The 18,996-nt window shown below is 67.4% G+C and carries 18 protein-coding genes and 2 pseudogenes; 13 read left to right on the top strand and 7 right to left on the bottom strand.

The window, feature by feature from the left end:
* Position 1: 1 nt before the first annotated feature.
* Positions 2-247 (bottom strand): hypothetical protein, encoded by a 246-nt coding sequence (locus tag OV287_RS14425; RefSeq protein WP_267534594.1) that lies wholly within the window; start codon positions 245-247, stop codon positions 2-4.
* A gap of 237 nt (positions 248-484) precedes the next feature.
* Here OV287_RS14425 and OV287_RS14430 point away from each other — a divergent pair, with 237 nt between their 5' ends.
* From OV287_RS14430 to OV287_RS14445, 4 genes are all read left to right on the top strand, one after another.
* Positions 485-1,081, top strand: coding sequence for a hypothetical protein (locus tag OV287_RS14430; protein WP_267534595.1), 597 nt, complete (start codon positions 485-487; stop codon positions 1,079-1,081).
* Complete coding sequence (locus OV287_RS14435) at positions 1,074-1,979, top strand: 4Fe-4S dicluster domain-containing protein (RefSeq protein ID WP_267534596.1); 906 nt, start codon at positions 1,074-1,076, stop codon at positions 1,977-1,979. The genes OV287_RS14430 and OV287_RS14435 overlap by 8 nt, the downstream gene beginning before the upstream one ends.
* A gap of 3 nt (positions 1,980-1,982) precedes the next feature.
* A complete protein-coding gene (gene dsrP / locus OV287_RS14440) occupies positions 1,983-3,266 on the top strand; it encodes a sulfate reduction electron transfer complex DsrMKJOP subunit DsrP (RefSeq protein ID WP_267534597.1) in 1,284 nt (427 codons plus the stop codon).
* Between the two features lie 72 nt (positions 3,267-3,338).
* Positions 3,339-4,850 carry a tannase/feruloyl esterase family alpha/beta hydrolase gene (locus OV287_RS14445; RefSeq protein WP_267534598.1) on the top strand — a complete coding sequence of 504 codons (1,512 nt, stop codon included), beginning with the start codon at positions 3,339-3,341 and terminating at the stop codon, positions 4,848-4,850.
* 27 nt (positions 4,851-4,877) lie between these two features.
* Here OV287_RS14445 and OV287_RS14450 read toward each other — a convergent pair whose 3' ends face one another.
* Positions 4,878-5,000: a hypothetical protein gene (locus OV287_RS14450; RefSeq protein ID WP_267534599.1), complete on the bottom strand. Its 123-nt coding sequence runs from the start codon at positions 4,998-5,000 to the stop codon at positions 4,878-4,880.
* Entirely contained in the window at positions 4,997-6,973 is a 1,977-nt protein-coding gene (locus OV287_RS14455; RefSeq protein WP_267534600.1) for a recombinase family protein, read from the bottom strand. Before OV287_RS14455 ends, OV287_RS14450 begins: the two co-directional genes overlap by 4 nt.
* Before the next feature lie 704 nt (positions 6,974-7,677).
* Between OV287_RS14455 and OV287_RS14460 the strand changes: the two genes are divergently transcribed.
* From OV287_RS14460 to OV287_RS14470, 3 genes are read left to right on the top strand one after another with little or no spacing between them, the layout of a single operon-like run.
* Complete coding sequence (locus OV287_RS14460; RefSeq protein ID WP_267534601.1) at positions 7,678-9,960, top strand: fascin domain-containing protein; 2,283 nt, start codon at positions 7,678-7,680, stop codon at positions 9,958-9,960.
* 16 nt (positions 9,961-9,976) lie between these two features.
* Positions 9,977-11,845 (top strand): LodA/GoxA family CTQ-dependent oxidase, encoded by a 1,869-nt coding sequence (locus OV287_RS14465; RefSeq protein ID WP_267534602.1) that lies wholly within the window; start codon positions 9,977-9,979, stop codon positions 11,843-11,845.
* Positions 11,845-13,005: an NAD(P)/FAD-dependent oxidoreductase gene (locus tag OV287_RS14470; protein ID WP_267534603.1), complete on the top strand. Its 1,161-nt coding sequence runs from the start codon at positions 11,845-11,847 to the stop codon at positions 13,003-13,005. The genes OV287_RS14465 and OV287_RS14470 overlap by 1 nt, the downstream gene beginning before the upstream one ends.
* On the opposite strand, the pseudogene OV287_RS14475 reads toward OV287_RS14470, so the two are convergent.
* Positions 13,002-13,292: pseudogene (locus OV287_RS14475) on the bottom strand (endonuclease/exonuclease/phosphatase family protein); the annotation flags it as partial. The gene OV287_RS14470 and the pseudogene OV287_RS14475 overlap by 4 nt on opposite strands.
* Before the next feature lie 119 nt (positions 13,293-13,411).
* On the bottom strand, positions 13,412-13,819 hold the full coding sequence (locus OV287_RS56425; RefSeq protein WP_373371828.1) for a calcium-binding protein: 408 nt from the start codon (positions 13,817-13,819) through the stop codon (positions 13,412-13,414).
* A 642-nt stretch (positions 13,820-14,461) separates the two neighbouring features.
* Between OV287_RS56425 and OV287_RS14485 the strand changes: the two genes are divergently transcribed.
* From OV287_RS14485 to OV287_RS14500, 4 genes are all read left to right on the top strand, one after another.
* Positions 14,462-15,163: a hypothetical protein gene (locus OV287_RS14485; RefSeq protein ID WP_267534605.1), complete on the top strand. Its 702-nt coding sequence runs from the start codon at positions 14,462-14,464 to the stop codon at positions 15,161-15,163.
* A gap of 367 nt (positions 15,164-15,530) precedes the next feature.
* Entirely contained in the window at positions 15,531-15,773 is a 243-nt protein-coding gene (locus OV287_RS14490) for a biotin/lipoyl-containing protein (RefSeq protein WP_267534606.1), read from the top strand.
* Positions 15,774-16,063: 290 nt separating this feature from the next.
* The gene (locus OV287_RS14495) at positions 16,064-16,873 is read left to right on the top strand and encodes a serine/threonine protein kinase (RefSeq protein WP_267534607.1); all 810 of its coding nucleotides are present in this window, start codon (positions 16,064-16,066) and stop codon (positions 16,871-16,873) included.
* Between the two features lie 63 nt (positions 16,874-16,936).
* A complete protein-coding gene (locus OV287_RS14500; RefSeq protein ID WP_267534608.1) occupies positions 16,937-17,371 on the top strand; it encodes a hypothetical protein in 435 nt (144 codons plus the stop codon).
* Between the two features lie 140 nt (positions 17,372-17,511).
* On the opposite strand, the gene OV287_RS14505 is transcribed toward OV287_RS14500, so the two are convergent.
* On the bottom strand, positions 17,512-17,859 hold the full coding sequence (locus tag OV287_RS14505; protein ID WP_267542611.1) for a peroxidase family protein: 348 nt from the start codon (positions 17,857-17,859) through the stop codon (positions 17,512-17,514).
* Between the two features lie 192 nt (positions 17,860-18,051).
* Between OV287_RS14505 and OV287_RS14510 the strand changes: the two genes are divergently transcribed.
* Positions 18,052-18,198, top strand: a complete 147-nt coding sequence (locus OV287_RS14510; protein ID WP_267542612.1) for a hypothetical protein — start codon at positions 18,052-18,054, stop codon at positions 18,196-18,198.
* 50 nt (positions 18,199-18,248) lie between these two features.
* Here the strand turns inward: OV287_RS14510 and OV287_RS14515 are convergent.
* Positions 18,249-18,836, bottom strand: a pseudogene (locus OV287_RS14515) (peroxidase family protein); the annotation flags it as partial.
* Between OV287_RS14515 and OV287_RS14520 the strand changes: the two are divergent.
* Positions 18,753-18,977, top strand: a complete 225-nt coding sequence (locus OV287_RS14520; RefSeq protein WP_267542613.1) for a hypothetical protein — start codon at positions 18,753-18,755, stop codon at positions 18,975-18,977. The pseudogene OV287_RS14515 and the gene OV287_RS14520 sit on opposite strands and share 84 nt — an antisense overlap.
* Positions 18,978-18,996 lie beyond the last annotated feature (19 nt).

Below are 18,996 nucleotides of genomic sequence, written 5' to 3' on the forward strand. Positions count from 1 at the left end.
GTCAGCGCTCCTCCTCGGAGAAATCCACCATCACGACGTCCACGAAGCTCACTCCGGGCAAGTCCCTCAGGGACTCGGCGAGTGCCTCGCCCTCGGGCAGGCTGCCGGTCTCCGTCACCACGGGCAGCCAGCGCTCCTCCAGGGCAGGGCCCAGGGTGATGCGCGGATCTCGGGCGACTTCACGAAGCACGCTCGCCCTCAGTTCGGGAGAGGCATCGAGGGTGAGCACCAGACTGCTGATAGGCATACAGGCTCCGTCCATTCGGGCATGTCCCCCTGGAGCAAGAGGCGGACCACCCCAGCGCGCGGGGGGCGGCCGCGGGCGCGGCGCAAACCCTGCGCTCAATGCGGCCTCTGTGATGCAGCTTTTTCGCGGGCAGGCAGGCGGACCGGCACGCCTTCACAGCGGACGCACAGGGACGGGCCGTGCTGGCACGGACGCTGCTTTGTGCGGACCTTCGTGGAGAGTCCTCTCGACAGATGGATGTGCCCGGCACTCGCCGCCGTGCTGCTCGCCCTTGGCGGCTGTGGGAAGGATCAGCCCGCTCGCTTCCAACCGCCCCCGGGCGCGCCCACCGGCAAGGAGACCCTCCACCAGCCGGCGAAGCTCACCTCCGTGGAGAGCGCTCAGAAGGACGCCCTGGGCCGGCCCCTTCGCGTGTCGTGCGAGAGCTGCCACTCGCTGCGCGAGACGAAGCCGATGCCCTCGCGGCCCGAGGAGCTGAAGGAGTTCCACCAGGGCCTCCAGTTCCGCCACGGTGAGCTCGCCTGCACCTCGTGCCACCAGGCCAGCCAGCCGCGCTCACTGCACCTGGCCACGGGCGAGCCGCTGCCGATGACGGAGGTGGTGACGCTGTGCGCGCAGTGCCACGGGCCGCAGTACCGCGACTTCAAGGCGGGGGCACACGGCGGCATGACGGGCCACTGGGACCTGTCGAGGGGAGATCGCACGCGGAACAACTGCGTGAGCTGCCACGACCCGCACACCCCGAAGTACGCGGGCGGACATCCGGTGATGCCTCCGCGCAACCCGTCCACCCAGGGCGGGCTGGACACGAAGGAGGCCCAGGGCCATGAGTGACATCCTCTCCCGCCGCACCGTGATGAAGGGCGCCGGGGCCACGCTGGGGGCCGCGGCCTTCGCCCATGCGATGGCGCCGCTCACCGAGTGGACCCAGGACCTGAGCGTCGACGAGTTCCTGCGCAAGCACTACAAGGAGCTGACGCGCGACGAGATGGCCCGCATCCTCGTCCACCTGAAGGCCGAGGCGAAACAGAAGTACGGCCGGGACGTGGACATCCGGGATCTGCCGCCGCAGGAGGGCGTGTCGTTCGGCTACGCGCTGAACCTGAGCGTGTGCATCGGCTGCCGCAAATGCGCCGAGGCCTGCCACCAGGAGAACAACCACGATCGGAAGACGGGGAACTCGTACATCCGGGTGCTGGAAATGCAGCAGGGCAGCCTGGACCTGGAGCACGGCAACGCGAACTACGATCACCCGGTGCCGGCCGAGGGGAAGTACTACCTGCCGGTGCAGTGCCACCAGTGCGACAACGCGCCGTGCGTGAAGGTGTGCCCCATCCAGGCGACGTGGAAGGAGCCGGATGGCATCGTGGTGGTGGACTACAACTGGTGCATCGGCTGCCGGTACTGCGAGGCGGCGTGCCCCTACCACGCGCGGCGCTTCAACTGGACGAAGCCGGAGATTCCACCCGAGGAGCTCAATCCGGACCAGGGCTACCTCTCCAACCGCGTGCGTCCGCAGGGGGTGGTGGAGAAGTGCACCTTCTGCCTGCACCGCACCCGGGCGGGGCGGCTGCCCGCGTGCCTGGAGGCCTGCCCCACTGGAGCGCGGGTCTTCGGCAACCTGTTGGATCCGAAGAGTCCCATCCGCTGGGTGCTCGAGAACAAGCGCGTCTTCGTGCTCAAGGAAGAGCTCGGGACGCGGCCCCGCTTCTTCTACTTCTTCGACAAGTGAGCCATGGCCGCCACCCGACACCTGCTCGACTACCCGCGGTTCCTGGGCCGGCTCCTGTGGATGAGCACGGACGGGAGCTGGCGCTTCTACACGTGGATGACGGTGCTCACCGCGATCGCGCTGGTGGGTGCCAATGCCTGGGCGCACCAACTGGCCGAGGGCATGGCCCTCACGGGGATGAGTGATCACGTCTCCTGGGGCCTGTACATCGCCAACTTCACCTTCGGGGTGGGACTGGCGGCCGGCGCGGTGATGATGGTCATCCCCGCGTACCTGTACCATGACCACGAGATGCACGACGTCACGCTGATCGGCGAGCTGCTGGCGATCGCGGCGATCTTCGTGTGCCTCCTGTTCATCGTGGTGGACCTGGGGCGGCCGGACCGCTTCTGGCACATCATGCCGGGGCTCGGCCGGTTCAATTGGCCGGTGTCGATGCTGTCGTGGGACGTGGTGGTGCTCAACGGCTACCTGTTCATCAACCTGCACATCTGCGGCTATCTCATCTACATGAAGTTCCTGGGCCGCAAGCCGCGCAAGCAGTGGTACCTGCCGTTCGTCTTCCTCTCCATCTTCTGGGCCATCAGCATCCACAGCGTGACGGCGTTCCTCTACAGCGGACTGGGAGGCAGGCCGTTCTGGAACTCGGCGCTGCTGGCGCCCCGGTTCATCGCGTCGGCGTTCATCACGGGCCCGGCGTTCGTCATCGTGCTGCTGCAGGTCATCCGGCGCTTCACGGGGCTGCCCATCGGCGAGGGCCCGCTGCGCACGCTGACGTCGGTGATGCGGGTGACGGTGCTGCTCAACCTGTTCATGTTGGGCTCGGAGATGTTCACCGCGCTCTACACGGGCGGCTCGCACGCCACGGCGGTGCGCTACCTGTTCTTCGGCGCGCATGGGCACCATGGGCTGGTGCCGTGGATCTGGACGGCGGTGGCGCTCAACCTCGCCTCGGCGGTGGTGGTGCACCTGCCGGCCACGCGGCGTCACGTGGGGCTGCTCAACCTGGCGTGCGCCCTGGCCTTCGTGGGTGTGTGGATCGAGAAGGGAATGGGCCTCATCATCCCCGGCTTCGTCCCGAGCACCCTGCACGAGGTGGTGGAATACGTGCCCACCCTCACCGAGTGGAAGATCACCGCGGGCATCTGGGCCTTTGGGTTGATGGTGCTGACGGTGGCGGTGAAGGTGGCGCTGCCCGTGCTGAGTGGACAGTTCGCCGCCTCGCACACCGCGCCCGGTGAGAGCGGGCACGGTAACGAGGCCCCGGAGGCGCATCGGGCCGCCTAGGCCACGGTTCGGGGCCGGCACTTCCCGCGCACTTCACCTGCGTGGAGCCCCGAGCCCCGGTAGGCTCGGGGCATGAGACAGGATCCCCGGACCCTCCCGCGCGCGCTCGCCCTGCTCCTGCTGAGTGGGGCCGCGTGCACACACCCCCCTCCCTCCGCCATGTCCCAGCGGACGCCCTGCGAGGGCCTTCGCGCCAGGACGGTGGAGGGGGCCACGCTCACCGGCTCCACCCTCGTGGCCGCGACCAGCGCGTTGCCGGAATACTGCGAGCTGAAGGGCATGCTGCCGCCCTCGCTCCACTTCGAGGTCCGGCTGCCCACCGCGTGGAATGGCCGCACGGTCTACAACGGGGGTGGGGGCTATGACGGCTTCATCATCCCCGGGGACGAGTACATCGCGAGAGGCTATGCCTCCGTCGCCTCGGATGGAGGCCATACCGGAGGCGTGTTGGAGGGCTCGTTCGCGGCGGACCCCGCCAAACTCGACGACTTCGCCTTCCTGTCCGTCCACCGCGTGCTGCCCGTCGCGCGGGCGCTCATCCGCGAGCACTACGGCCGCGACGCCACGAAGACCTGGTTCGAGGGCTGCTCCAATGGCGGCCGCGAGGGACTGAGCTCCGCGCAGCGCTGGCCCGAGGACTTCGACGGAATCATCGTCCACGCCCCGGCCTACGACTTCGTGGAGATGATGCTCGCGTTCAACCACCACACCCAACGGCTCGTCCAACCCGGCGCCATGGCCTCGCCCGCGCAGCTCGCGAACCTGGGCCGGGCCCTGCTCGCGGCGTGTGACGCGAAGGATGGGCTCGCCGACGGCATCATCTCCCACCCCACCGCGTGCCCGTTCGACCCCGCCGTCGTCCAATGCCAGGGCGCTGGAGGCAACGACTGCCTGACGCCTGCCCAGGTGGCTTCGGCCCGGGCCCTCGCCGCGCCCTACGTGCTCGACGGCAAGACGCTGCACCGGGGCTGGGGTCCGGGCGACGCGGTGGACCCCGGCGGCTGGTCCCCGTGGCTCTCCGAGGACGGGAAGCTCGAGCACTCGGCGGGCCACCTCTTCTCGCAGGACCTCATCCGCTACTTCATCACCCAGGACCCGTCGTTCGACGCGCTGAGCTTCAAGCCCTCCGAGTGGCGCGCCCGCATCGACGCGGTGACGGCACTCGTCTCCGCCAACGACACGGACCTGAGCCGCTTCCGGGCGCGCGGCGGCAAGCTCATCCTCCGGCATGGCGGCTCCGACGGAATCATCACCCAGCGGGGCACGGACGCGTACTACGAGGCCCTGGTCCGCGCGGCGGGAGGACAGGAGGCCGCGGACACCTTCGTCGAGTACTTCCCCGCTCCCGGCGTCAATCACTGCAGCGGCGGTGCCGGGCCCTCCCAGGTGGATCTCCTCTCCGCGCTGGAGGGCTGGGTGGAGCGCGGGGTGCCGCCGTCCCAGACGAAGCTGGTGGCCCACAAGCGGAGCGCCACGGGCGAGTCCGTCCTCTCGCGTCCCGTGTGCAAGTACCCGCGCTATCCGCGCTACACCGGCTCGGGAGACGAAACGCGCGCGGAGAGCTTCACCTGCGTGGAGCCCTGAGCGGCCTCTGTCCCGCCCGGGGCGGGCTCAACCGCCCCGCGCGCCCGTCAGCAGCCAGGTGTTCACCGTTCCGATGCTCTTGATGTCCACCCTGCCGCGGGGCTCGAAGACGAAGCGCTCGCGCAGGGCCAGGTAGGCGGACTCGCTCACGTGGATGCAGCCGGGCAGAACGCATAAGAGGGAAGGGGGCCCTGGTGAGGGGGAGGGAGGGTGCAGAGGGGCGGAGGAGGGCCGCTGAAGGGGCCGCCCGAGTGATGCGCCCGTCCGGTGGACAGGCCGCGCAGCCCCCTTGGGGTACACGCCAGTCCAGACCGCGCTGCCATCAGGAGCGTGGCAGGGGCCTGGAGCTCTTGGCGCCTCTTGAGGCTCAACACCACGCGGCCTGGGGTGGCCCTCGTGCCGGGGCCAAGCTGGCACATGCCGAGGGCAAGCCCAGGTGCTCCAGAATTGCCCGCCCCCCGGGGGCCCCCTTCACGTACGCCAAGAGCCGCCGCCTGCCTCCACACCTCACGCAGGCGAACACGTCGATCATCAGGACGCAAACGACAAAAACGGCCGGAGAGGGGGACGACATGCTCGATGGTGACGTCCTCCCCCAGCACGATGACCCGCTCGACGAGCAAGCGGACGAGCCGTTGGCGCCCGGCGAAGTCGAGCGCCTCCAAGCCGTCCCGGATGGCCGCGGCGAAGGCCTCGAGGTCGGCCCCCAGCCTCTCCATGCGTGCACCCTCGGCGTGTTGAGCTTCCAGGTGCTCGACTCGCGCGCGCGTGGCCTGAAGCGAGGCCTCCAGCCGCTCGCGCCGGACCTTGAGCTCCTCTACCTCGATTGCTCCCTGCTGGTAGGCGTCGATGAGCCGGTCAATCTGCCCCTGCAGGTGCCGACAGGCCCCTTCCAGCCGCGCTCTCTCCTGGTGCGCGGCCTGCGAGGTCTCACGGCGCTCCTGCCAGGCGTCCACCTCCTTCTGAAGCATTTGCGGCTGCTTGAGCCAATCACATAAAGCCTTCCACACCACCGCATCCAGTTCCTCAGCTCTCACGCGCCGGGCGGTACAACGCTCGGCGCGGCCGGTGTCCACGGCGGACCGACGCTGGCAGGCGTAGTAGTGGTACTCGTAGGGGTGTCGTTGGCGATGGGTCAGGCGGTGACATTCCATCCTCAAACCGCACCCGCCGCACACCACCAGCGAGCGCAGCAGGTAGTCGTGGCGGACATTGCGCGGGCTCAGCAGCTTGTTGCGCGCCAGACGCTCTCGCACTTCGCGCTGCTCTTGTTCTCCCACCAGGGCTGGCACAGGCACCAGCAGCCATTGCGCCCTGGGCCTCGCCCGGTGGCTGCTCTTGGGGTTCTTGCGGTACTTGCCAGGGTGGCGTGGCCGGGTGGGCTCCACCGGCTCGCGTTTGCCGTAGGTAGCCATGCCTGCATAGGCCGGATTGGTGAGAAGGGTATACACCGTGGACTGGCGCCACAGGCTGGCTTTACGCGGACGGACACCTTGGGCATTGAGGCGCCTGGCTACCTGGCGTGCACTGAGGTCTTCCTCCAACACCCAGCGGTACATCTGCCGCACGTGTGTGGCCTCCACTTCGTCGACGACAACGACGCCCTGCGGCACCTGGGGCGTGCGCACTACCCGGTAGCCGTACGGGGGATTGTAGAAGGGCAGCATCTGCCCGCTTTTCACCTTGTGCAGGCGTCCACGGCGCGTGCGCTCCAGAATCTTGGCCCGCTCGTACTCGGCAATCACGCCCTGCATCTGCACCAGCAGCAGGTCCTCGGGTTTCTGGCTGACGGGCCGCTCCAGAAAGTGCACCTGGACGCCTCGCTTGCCCAACTCCTCCAGGACAACCTGCTGGTGGACGTAGTTGCGAGCCAGTCTATCGGGGGCGTACACCAGCACCAGGTCGAGCAAGCCGTCAGCAGCCGCGTCCCGCAGCGCATCCAGGCCGGGTCTGTCCAGGCGTGAGCCGCTGTAGCCCTCATCCACGTAGCGGTGCTCGGCGGCCACCACCAGCCCCATGCCCTCAGCGGCCTTCTCCAAGGCCGCCAGTTGCGAGGCCACCGTCCTCTCCTCCTGCTGGCGCGTCGTCGACACGCGCGCATACAGTGCCGCTCTCTGCGTCATGGCCCTCCTCCTGGGCGTCCTCCTCGCCCCTTGGCTCCTGGCTGCATGATGCGGCCCCGGGGCCTGTCCTTCTTGCCGACGAGCCGCTGCGGGCTGCCTCCAGCAGCAGCCTGACGGCCCTGCTCAGCCGCTCCTCGCCGTCCGGGGCCGGGCGCGCCTTCCACTTCACTTTCCAAACACGCTTGCCCATCCCGCTCGCCTGACGGCCTCTGCTGCTGAGGACATGGCGCGCCTGGCTGGGCGGCTACGCGCGAAGCCGACGAGCGCCTGGGCAGCCTGAAAACCCGGCGGTGGAGCGAGAAGCGGATGGGGTTTTTGCCGTTTGCGTCTTGAACACGTCGAAGTCGAACGTCCTGCTGAGCAACTCTGCCCAGTCCACTCGCGGTGTCCTCTCCTTCATCGGCTCCTTGCTGGCCGCTGCTTCAAGCGCCACGCTCGCCTCCTCCTCACCTGCTTGGGGGTGCTGCCTCCAGCACCACGCTCGCGGGGCATGGACGCCCTTTGATAGCGCCTGCCTGACGCGTCAACCGCGGCTGCTGACGCGTCTCCCGTCGCGCTGACGCGTCAGCCCTCCCTCCTGATGTGCCCCCCAGGGAAAACCACGACGCGCTCTCCTCGCGAGAGCCTTCTTCCCAGCGGCGCATCACCCTGGCACCTCCCGTGCACCCTGCTGGTTCCGCAGAGCACCTGAGCCGGAGAACCGCATGTCCTTCCATCAACCTCCCCGCCATGTCTCATCCCCCACCCGCCCGCGCCACCGAGGTGGCCACGTGCGGGCGGGCCTCTTCTCCGCGCTCCTGCTGCTGGGCTCGACAGCCGCCGCCCAGCCCTCCGCCCCCCCGGCCAAGCCCAGTGCTCTCAACAACGGCAGCGCGGCGGAGGCCTCGGCCTACTACAAGAAACTCGCCAAGACGCTGAACTTCCTCACGCCGGCGACCGTCGAGTCGAAGGCCAACATGCAGGAGATGCTCAACTATCTCGGCTACTCGGAGCTCTCTCCCGAGGTCGTGGAGTTCGAGGCCCCTGAGAAGTTGATGGGCGGCGGCTCCAACCCGCCCACTGCGTCGGCCTTCCCCTACTGTGGCAAGTCCATCGAGCTCAAGTCGTGGAAGGGCGACTCGCTGAACCGTCCCAACACCGCCCAGGGAGTCACCACCTCAACCACGGGGGCCGGCAACCTCTGGACCGCCGAGTGTGTGGGAGACAAGGTCCGGCTCAAGTCGTCGAAGGGGGACTTCCTGCACCGCCCCGACAGCAACCAGGGCATCACCACCTGGCACACGGGCCCCGGCAACGACTGGACGGCCGAGTTCACCAACGGAAAGCTCATGCTCAAGTCGTGGAAGGGGGACTACCTGCACCGCCCCGACAGCGCGCAGGGCGTCACCACCTATCACACCGGCATCGGCAATCAGTGGACCGTCGTCGAGCCCACCTCGGCCCCTGCGCCGGCCTTCCCCTACTGTGGCAAGTCCATCGAGCTCAAGTCGTGGAAGGGCGACTCGCTGAACCGTCCTGACACCGCCCAGGGTGTCACCTCCGCGTCCACGGGGACCGGCAACCTCTGGACCGCCGAGTGTGTGGGAAACAAGGTCCGGCTCAAGTCGTCGAAGGGGGACTACCTGCACCGCCCCGACAGCGCGCAGGGCATCACCACCTGGCACACGGGCCCCGGCAACGACTGGACGGCCGAGTCCACCAACGGAAAGCTCATGCTCAAGTCGTGGAAGGGGGACTACCTGCACCGCCCCGACAGCGCGCAGGGCGTCACCACCTATCACACCGGCATCGGCAATCAGTGGACCGTCGTCGAGCCCACCTCCGGCGGCACCACCCCTCCTCCCCGCCAGAAGGGGGACATCCTCGTCTCCCGCTTCTTCGCGCCCAAGATCGTCAACTTCGCCGTGGCTCCCGAGAAGCGCAACATCGGCTGGCGCCGCCTGGTGCGCATCAACTCCCGCCCCAACTCCGAGGCGGCGAAGCACCACGTGCAGAGCGCGTGGATCCTCTTCAACCACTTCACCAGCCCCCCCGTCCATAGCCCCTATGGCGGCACCCCGCCCACCGAACAGCTCAAGGACTCCCCATGGGGCAAGGTGAAGATCGTCACCCCTGGCAACATGAAGAACGGCTCCGTCAACACCCAGGTGGCCCTCGTCACCCACTGCAAGGCAACCAAGGAGGAGTGCGCGGAGGTCGACAGCATCTACTGGGTGGACTTCGGTCCCTCGGACAAGGGCTACAAGCTCTCCTACCAGCTCGATGCCTTCTTCGACGCGGGCAACCTGGTCGCCGCGGGTGACACGGCCGGCGCGGCGCCCTACTTCGTGCCCAATGGGTGCGACACCTGCCACGGCTCGCTCAAGGGCCAGGCCATCCTCAATCTCCTGGACACGGACCACTGGATGGACCGCCTCACGGATGGCGACTTCCCCGCCCTGGCCAGGCCGGACGCTCCGGCCGTCCTGTTCGACGCCGGCAAGGACACGAAGTCGCCCCAGTACGCCGCGGCCTTCGACATCATTCGCACCCTCAACCGCGAGATCGCCGACATGGCGCGGCGCATCAACAACCAGAGCTTCCAGCTCGCCGCCACCGACAAGTGGCTGCAGCTGCACCAGAGCTCGGTCCAGCCGGAGCCGGACCTCATCACGCGCGGCTTCGAGTTCGCCAACCTCAACCACCCGCTCCACAGCACGCGCAAGCCGACCCCCACCCCGCTGAAGTGGACCTCCAAGGCAGAGGACAAGGAGCTGGTGGGTCTGCTGAACAAGTACTGCTACCGCTGCCATGGCGCCATCCGCTTCGACGTCTTCAGCAAGGACCTCGTCGCGGACCAGACCAGCCCCATGCTCGACCGCATCGACCCGAACCCCGCCCAGGCCAAGATCGTCGGCTTCCAGATGCCCCCCGACCGCGAGCTGCCCGCGAAGGACAAGCAGCGCCTGTTGGACCTCCTCGACCAGCTTGACCAGGAAACCCACTGAGAACGGAGCCTGTACCATGAGCCAGAGATTCTTCCGCATCCACCCCTCCATCGGAGTCGCCCGCGTGGGCGACTCCCCCACCGAGTTCTTCATCGGCCCCGAGCGGCCCAACGAGCTGTCCAACTACGACGCCGCCCAGAAGAAGTTCCGCCCCTTCAAGGACAGCCAAGGCCGCATCAAGCGCCAGGCGGCCCGCTTCCGAATCTTCGAGTACGAGCTCCAGGGCAGCCGGATCGTCCCCGTGCGCGAGGTGACCGCCGGCAGCCAGGGCATCACCCAGATCACCTGGAAGGCCCACCTGGCCAACCGCAAGGCCGCCTTCTTCAAGTTCGACGGGCAGGACGGCGCGGACGGCCAATGGAAGGGGCCGGAGACCGAGGTGGGCGTGCATGACACGAAGAACCGGCTGCGCAACAGCCACGTGCCGGCGGCGGACCGGGAGAGGCTGCTCGTCATCGACCCGGGTGTGAAATCCATCTCGGGCCGAAACACCCCGCCGGTCCCCTTCACCAACACCAAGAGCCACATCCCCATCAAGTCCCTGGGGGAGCTGCGCACGGATGAGAATGGCAACCTGCTCGTGCTCGGCGGGAACGGCGTGGCCGCGACAACGAAGCCCGGCACGCTCATCAACAACTACGTGAACAACGACCACTGGTTCGACGACATGTCGGACGGGCCGGTGTCGGCGGAGATCACCTACGTGGTGGATGGCAAGACGCAGGTGGCGAAGCTGGAGGGTGACACCGGGGCCTGGGTCCTGGTGGGGCCTCCCGACTTCGCGCCCCCGGTGGGCAACATCGTCCGCCTGCTGGACACCCTGTGGGACGTGGCGGTGCGCTCCCCCCAGGAGGTGAAGCTCTTCGACACGGATGGCCTCTTCTTCCAGGGGCTCTTCGCGCGGCTCGCGGCGCAGCGGGCGGACTGGGACGCCCAGGGGAACAAGTTCAAGAGCTACAAGCCCTCCTTCCTCCACGAGATCTATCCCCTGCTCGAGCGCGCCCTGGGGCAGCGCCATGTGCACAACCCCGAGGCCTCCAAGTCCTTCCACGCGAGCCTCGCGGGCGTGGAGCAGGACCTGGGCTCGATCTCCTCCAGCCGAGGGAGGCGCATGCGCAGGACGATCTTCGGCTACATGCGCAGCCCCTCCACCAACACCGGCAACGAGCCCCTGCTCATGCCCAAGGGACTGGGAGACAGGTACACGGACCTGGAGAAGCAGCCCGGGCCGGACTACTTCATGACCCTCACGCGCGTGCAGTACGCGCTGCTCGAGCGCTGGGCCGCGGGTGAGTTCGAGGAGGACTGGGACCCGGTGGCGGCCAAGGCCATTGCCCCGGCCATCACCGCCGAGGGGCTGGACCGGGCCGCGATGGAGAGCTCGGTGGGAGGCCCCTTCTTCCCCGGCATCGACTGCAGCTGGATGGTGCGCAGGCCCGAGCTGTATGGCACGCCCTTCCGCGTCAAGCACTCGGGGAACGTCTTCCCCGGCGCCCCGGACACGTTGCCCATCCGCCCGGGATTCTTCTCCCAGCAGATGGCGCTGCCCTGGCAGGCGGACTTCTTCCAGTGCAAGAAGCAGCTCTACCCCGCCGCGCACGTCCAGTACGACGGCGAGCGCATGTACCACATGTGGTGGTGCGCCCACCGGCCGGATGACGTGTTCGCCCAGAAGGGGGACCTCGCCATGCTCTCCTGGACGCGCGAGCTGGAGAAGGTGGCCGAAGTCGAGGCAAAGAAGCCGGAGCTCACGTCCCAGGAGACGGAGGACACTCCCGCCAAGGACCTGGCCATGTACATCCAGATGACGCAGAAGTGGTCGAGCCTGGGCTTCGTCATCCAGGAGGGAGAGCAGTTCTTCGAGTCGCAGGAGCGGAGCAAGTAATGAGCGGGCGAGCCACACTCGAAGCCGTGGTGGTGGGCGGCGGGGTCGCGGGGCTGAGCGCCGCGCTGACCCTGGTGAGGGCGGGGGTCTCCACCTGCGTGGTGGAGCGCACGGACTACTCGCCCTGGCGCCCGGGGGAGACACTCTCCCCGGTGGCGTTCGCCGAGTTGCGGCGGTGGCTCGCCCCTGAATCGTTGGAGACGGAGGGCTTCCTGGTCTCGTACGGCCTGGAAGCCACCTGGGGCTCGGAGGAGCCCCACCACCACTCCTTCCTCACCAACCCCTACGGCCCGGGCTGGCACGTGGAGCGCCGGCAGTTGGACAGCCTGCTGGCGCGCCATGCGCAGTCACAGGGCGTGGAGCTGTGGCGGAACGCCTGCGTCACCCACTTGGAGCGTGAGGGGCGCGGGTGGCGGCTCCAGGTCAGCACGCCCGAGGGACCCAGGGAGCTGCACTGCTCGGTGCTGGTGGATGCGACGGGACGCTCGGCACAAGTGGCGCGACACTGCGGCGTGCGGCGGCAAACCCATGACAAGCTCTGCAGCGTGTCGGCCGTCGTGGACAGGCCTCCGAGCCACGAGGAGCACCTGCTCCGGGTGGAGGCCACCCCCTCGGGCTGGTGGTACACGGCGCCCCTGCCCCAGGGGCGCCTCATCTTCACCCTGCTGAGTGATGTGGATGTGCTGGAGCGCCACAACGCGTTGCGGCCCGACGGGTGGAGCGCGCTGCTGGCCAGGACCCGTCACCTGACGCGGGGGCTGGGAGGGCTGCCGGCGGTGCAGCGGCTGCATGTCCGCCCCTGCGAGACGAGCCGCCTGGAGCGCGCGGCCGGGGAGGGCTGGGCGGCGGTGGGGGACGCGGCGGCCATGTGGGACCCACTGTCCTCGAGCGGCATCGTCAAGGGGCTGCGCACGGGGCAGGCGGCGGCGCGCGCCCTGTTGGCCTCCCTGGCTGGGGACCGCGAGGCGCTGGAAGGCTACGCGCGGGAGCGGGAGGAGGAGTTCTCCCGCTACCTGGAGGCACGCCACGCCCACTACGCCCAGGAGCGGCGCTGGGCGGGCGAGGAGTTCTGGCGGCGACGGCACGCGCTTGCTCCGAGCCCGCACATGGCGCTCGGGGCTCGCCTCGACGAGGCCGGGATGGGCGATGCGGCCGTCTAACTGTCCGGCTGCGCCCGCAGCGCGCGCGAGTGGAAGAGGAAGTCGATCGCCTTGGCACTCCCGTTCGCGTTGCAAGTCGGCTGGTGCCGCCCCTCGTAGGCATCGAGCAGCCCGGCCGCTGAGAAGGCTCGGACCAGCGGCTCCCCGGGCTGCGCGTTGAAGTCGCCGCACACGACCCACAGGGCCTCCGGGTCTCGCCGGACCAGCTCCTCGAGCAGCTCGGCCGCCTCCTGCATCCCCTGGTGCTGCGGCGCATAAGAGAAAGAGGGGCAGGGTTGAGGGCAGGGGGTTGGGGCAGAGAGGAGGGGGAAGGCAGCTGACGGGAGCCCGACAGAAGCACGCCTCGTTTACAGAGGGAAAATGGGGTGCACCCTTGCTCGACTGGTGGGATGGACAAGAAACGCTTTTAGTTTTCACAATTCAGGAGAGTGTTGTTGCCCAATCCGCCGTTGCAATCGTCGGTGCCTGGGCCGCCGTCCAGCAGATCCGTCCCATCTCCGCCTCTGAGGATGTCATCCCCTGGGCCTCCATTCAGCACATCATCGTTCCCATCTCCGTGCAGCGTGTCGACCCCTCTCCCGCCACAGAGGGTGTCCCTGCCGCCGTGGCCATCAATCACGTCATTTCCTTCAAGTCCTGCAATGACATCATCGGCCGACGTACCCTGCAAGATGTTGTTGCCGCTGGTCCCGACGATGGTGGCGACCCGACCTTGACACATGACTTGGTGGGCTTGGGCGGCGCCGGGTAGGCCCCCCAATGCCAGGGTAGAGACCAACAATGCTGCGGCTGTCATCATTCTTACTCGTCGCATGATGGTTTGCTCCTCTCGTTGTGTGACTGCTCCGACTGGCTGATATTCGGACCTGCAAGTGACGGACCTGGGCTTTTCACCTCATGGAGAGAGAGGAGCGGTGTGCTGGAAGTGAGAGAGGCACCCATTCACTCGCCTGGCTCTCTGGAGGGCGCTCCAGCCCTGGCTTCGGATGAAGTGCTGTGAAGCGGCCACCTGCGGCTCGAGCTGCAAGAGCTCGGCTTCGGGCTGCGCGACCACGCCGTGGCGCGATCCCGGCGCGGGGCGAGGGCCCGGTGTCAGCACCCCGGCTCCTCCCGTCGTTCAGCCGAGGGGCAGTCCGGGCTGGGCCCCATCCGTCCAATGCTCAAGGCGCTCGAGGTCTGCATCTCCATCTGGAAACGCTGACGCCCTTCCGGCAGGTCCGGCAGCCGCTTCAGCGACAGGGAGAGATGGCTGACCGCCTACGTGTAAACGGTTGCTCAGCGTGCGGGCTGGAGCCCTCCGGGAAACAAAGCGCGTGAATGGGCATACATTGGCCATCACATCCATCGCACGGCTCCTCCTTCCGTCTGGAAGGCCAGGAGCAAAAGGTCGCACGGCCTCTCGGCGAGGCCAGCCTTCCGGGTCGGAACGCATCACACACCCCCGAGGAGATCCACCATGTTCTCATTGAAGACCCTGCTACACGGATTGATGGCGCGAAAGCTCACCCTGGCCGCGCTACTCGCGCTCGGTGCGCCGCTGGCCGCGCACGCCCAGCCGGCCCCGACCTGCGACGCGTCGGTGAAAGAGAAGGTGGTCAAGGCACTCGAAGGCAGCGACAAGATGAGCGAGGCCGAACAACTCAAACTCCAGGAAGCGGTGTATGAGAAGTTCAAGGAGTGCGGGAGCGCCGACGCCCAGAAGGTGCAGGCCAACGCTCCCTTCTTCATCGCGGCGCGTGAGTGTGGCGCGAAGGTGACGCAGTTGGGCAGCCTCTTCTTCGAGGAGATGCCTTGCTGCGGCTACGATCCGCAGCGCAGGACCTTCGCCTGCCCGGTGAAGATCAAGAATTCCTCCGGTTTTGGCGGAGCACCGTTGCCGGGCAGCCGCGAGCACGTTCTGCATTGCATCGCCGGCCCCTCGGGCACATTTCACCCGGTCGGTGAAGACAGCGTGCACCTGGCGAATTCGACGCTCACTCCCACCTGGCAGTTCGCGGTCGTGGCCAACGCGGTCCACAACCTCCCCTTGGTGCAACCCATGAAAGGACAAGAGAGAAGGGCTCGGTCCATCCTGTCGTGGGAACTGCGTCCCACCAACTGCGAGTACCAGCCCATCTGGGGCAACGCGATCGACTACACTGTCCGGCTCGACCAGTAAGCGCGGTATGATCTGCCCGCGCCGGACGGAGCCTCTCCGCCCGGCGTGGGCAGCACTTCAACAGCCCGGCCGTGACGCTCCCCCCTGCCGAGCAACTCGCTCTCGACGCGGAGCCTGAAAGGGGGTCAGAGAATTCGAGTGAAGCGACCCGGCACGACACGCGGCGGAAAAGAGAAGAGCGGAAAGCTGGCCGAGAAATCCCCGCGCATCCACCGTGCCGCCGCCTCTCGGAACGCCGCGACCCTTCCACCCTCAACACAGCTCCTCTTCCTCATATGCTCCGTTTGGCGGTTGTTCTACTCTCCGCCCGAGAGGGGTCACTGAGCGAGGAGAGAATGAAGAACGTGTTTCTGGGAGGCGGGATTCGATGATCGACGTTTTGATGCCCCAACTTGGCGAGGATGTCGCTGAGGGGACTGTAGACAAGTGGCTCGTGCGTGAGGGTGACCTTGTGACGAGGGAGCAGCCTCTGGTCGAGGTGGCCACCGACAAAGCCGACACCGAGATCCCGGCGCCCGCAGCGGGGCGGGTGATAGAGATCTGCGCCGCCGAGGGCGCGGTGGTCCCGACGGAAGGCCTTCTGTGCAGGTTGGATGAGACGGCGAGCTAAGCAGGTCACCAGAAGTTCTGAGAGACATTCCGGTCGCATGCACAGCTTCTGGCGCATGCAACCGGCCAGGAGCGGCCGAAAGGTGTTGGAGTTCTCGCCGGATGCCGCCGGCGGCGGGTTCGATTCCCGCCGCCTCCAACAACTGGGAGTAGACGTTCTACCCGTCCACGGCTCCAGGACCGCGCGGGTCACCCAGGTCCTCGAGCGCCTTGGGCGAGGAGAGCACCGTCACGGGCCCAGCCGGAGGCTCGGGGCCCCCTGTCGCGAGGCGGATCCAGAGGGTGCTGGAAATGCCTCCTGGAACTTCCACGGGGGCACGGCACGTGGTCAATGACAGGTACCGGTTGTTGACAGCCCTGGCCTCGGGAGGAATGGCGGAATTCTTCCTGGGGGTGGCGCGTGGCGCGGAGGGCTTCTCGCGCAAGGTGGCCATCAAGCGCATGCTGCCGCAGCTGGCGCAGAACCCGCTCATCGCCCAGATGTTCCTGGCCGAGGCCCGGCTGGCCACGCACCTGCAACACCAGAACATCGCCACCGTGTACGACGTGGGCCAGGGCCCCGAGGGCCTCTTCCTCGTCATGGAGCTGGTGGAGGGTTGGGACCTGGGCGTCCTGCTGCGCCACGCTCAGGCGCGGGGCGTCCGGTTTCCTCCCCACCTGGTGGCCTTCATCGCCACGCAGGTGCTGGCGGGCCTGGCCCATGCCTACCGCCGCCGGGGAGACGGGCGCCAGGTGGTGGCCGCCCACCGGCTCCGAGACCTGCTCAAGCAGTCCGTCATCACGGGCCTGATTGAAAACCTGCGCCATTACGAAAAGCTGCTTCAGCAACAGCTCGACATCCAGGGGACGAGTATCTTCGAGCTCAACATCCGAGCGAATGATTGGAGGGTGTCACAACATGGGCCGCTCCTCCTGTTGTTCCAGGTGGTTTTCGCTCTGGCAATCGGCGGAATCCTGGCCTTCGTGCTGGCCCTTGTGCAGCCCGCAGAGGAAAAGCTGAACTACGCACTCATCTACGTGGGGGTCTGCGTGTTCCTCTTCCTGCTCAACTTCGCTGGTGGACGAATGGTCGGGCGGTTCCGGATTCCCATGGAAAAGTAAGTCACAGTCGCGGTTTCGGGACTCCATGAAGATGTAGACCCCCTCGATCCAAGGAGCCCCCCCATGTCCTTCCGACTCCCCACTGCGAGCGTGCTCGCCCTCGCCAGTGCCCTCATCGGTGTGGCCGGCACCGCTCGGGCCCAGACGTCCGACCCACCCGCGCGCCAGGTGCCCCAGCACCTCACCCGATCTTGCGGTGGTTTCGCAGGCTTCGCATGTCCCAAGGGACAGCTCTGCCTCGACGATCCCAGTGATGACTGCGATCCGGACCGAGGTGGCGCCGACTGCATCGGTATCTGCGTGAAGAAGAGCGACTGCCGACAGCCCCCAGCCTGCAATTACAACAATCCGCGCAGACGCTATGTCGCCAAGAGCCCCGAGCAGTGCGCGGCCATCCGGTTCATCTGCCAGCCGGGCTTCCAGGCGTTCTTCGATGACTGCGGCTGCGGCTGCGAGCTCGTGCGCGAACAGCAGGAGCAAGGTGCCCCACCGAAGTGAACCGGCCCAGCCCTCACGAGGCCCGCGCGCGGCGCCCCCTTGGGGCGCTCCCGCTCGCGCAGTCCCCTTGGGGTACACGCCTGCCCAGGCCGCCCTCCCAGGAGGGGACCCCCCTCGACGGGGGGCCCCCGGTCAGCGGACTACGGCGCGGGCGGCGGCGTAGGCGGTGCGGGTGGCTGTGACAGCGGGACGCCCGCGAACTTCAGCAGGTCCAGGATGTTGAACTCCCCCTTCTCGTTGGCGAGCTCCGGCCTCCAGTTCGGGTTGGCGTTGAGGAAGGACTGCCGGTCGCCCTGGAGCATGCCGATGAAGACCTCCGCCACGATGCGCGCGCCCACGGGGCCGAGCTTCTCTCCCTTGCTGAACACATCCGCCTCGCGAAGCATGTAGAACCAGGGCGGGGTGGAGCGCTCGAAGCCCACCTTGAACTTACGCAGATCCTCGAGGTGATCGTCCTTGAGGATCTTGACGCGCAGCCGTTGGGCCATGGCCTGGCCCGAGGGCAGGCCGAGGGCCAGACCTCGCAGCAGGTTGCGCGCCGCGAGTGAGGCCGGGAGGCTCCCGCGGGCTGCACGCCCGGTGCCCCTCCCGGCATCGTGAAGAGTGGGCTCGATAGCAGGGTGTCGATCTTCTTGCTGAGCTGGGGTTTGGCGTTGTTGGGGTTGGGCAGGGGAGGATCCATGATGAAGAAGTTCTCCCACTCCACGAACCGCCGCCGGGCGCGCTTGCCTCCGCGCAGGTCATTCGGGTCCTCGGGCGTCCCCGTGGGGGGATTGCCGAAGAAGCCCGCGGCGAAGCCTCCGCCCTGGGGGCCGTTGAGCCTGTAGCCCGGGCGCACCTGGCTGTGCCCGAAACGGTAGGCCGCCACCGAGAACTCCACCGGGATGAAAGGCTCGTGCCTCCATTGGAAGAGCCGGTCATTGGGGTGCAAGCGCAGCACGTCCTTCACGACCGACTCCCCGACGATCTTCGGAAGGAATTCGTGGACGATGATCCACTGGTAGTGCCAGCGCACCATCCGCTGGGCCTGCTCGAAGATCTGCGATTCTTCGATTTCCTCTTGGCGCAGGTGGTCGACGATCGCGTTGTGGAACTTCAGGAACGCGACGTGGAGCTGCGAGACGATGACATTCTCGTCATTGCGCGGATCCGAGATGAGCGCGGTCTGCTGGCTGTTGCGAGGCATGTCGTCCTGCGAGCCCGGCCCATCCAGCTTCTCGACGAGGAGCTTCGCCGGGTCATTGACGTCGTAGAGGTGGCGTGAGGCCCGCGGGCCAGAGCCATACACGTTGTCCAGCTCGAGCGCTGGCGTGCGGAAGTTCTCGATGGCCTCCGGGTCGTTCTGCCGCTCCAGGATGGAGGTCGGGTCGAACGTCAGGTCATGATCGACGAACTGCCCGAAGAACGTAAAACCCGCGGGGATGGTCTCGTTGTCCACATTGGTGGCGGGATCACTGCCGTCCATCGGTCCGCCAACGGCGCCAAGCTCGAGGAGCTTGTCGCGAATCACCGGGTTGTCTGGCGCGAAGGCCGGCAGCCCCTGGAAAAGCCGCCCGAAGCGCCCCCGAGAGTGAAACTGCGATTGGGGAGGATTGATACCGCGTAGGTGGGTCTCACCATGCAAC

This window comes from Archangium lansingense, from assembly GCF_026626635.1.
GTDB lineage: Bacteria > Myxococcota > Myxococcia > Myxococcales > Myxococcaceae > Archangium > Archangium lansingense.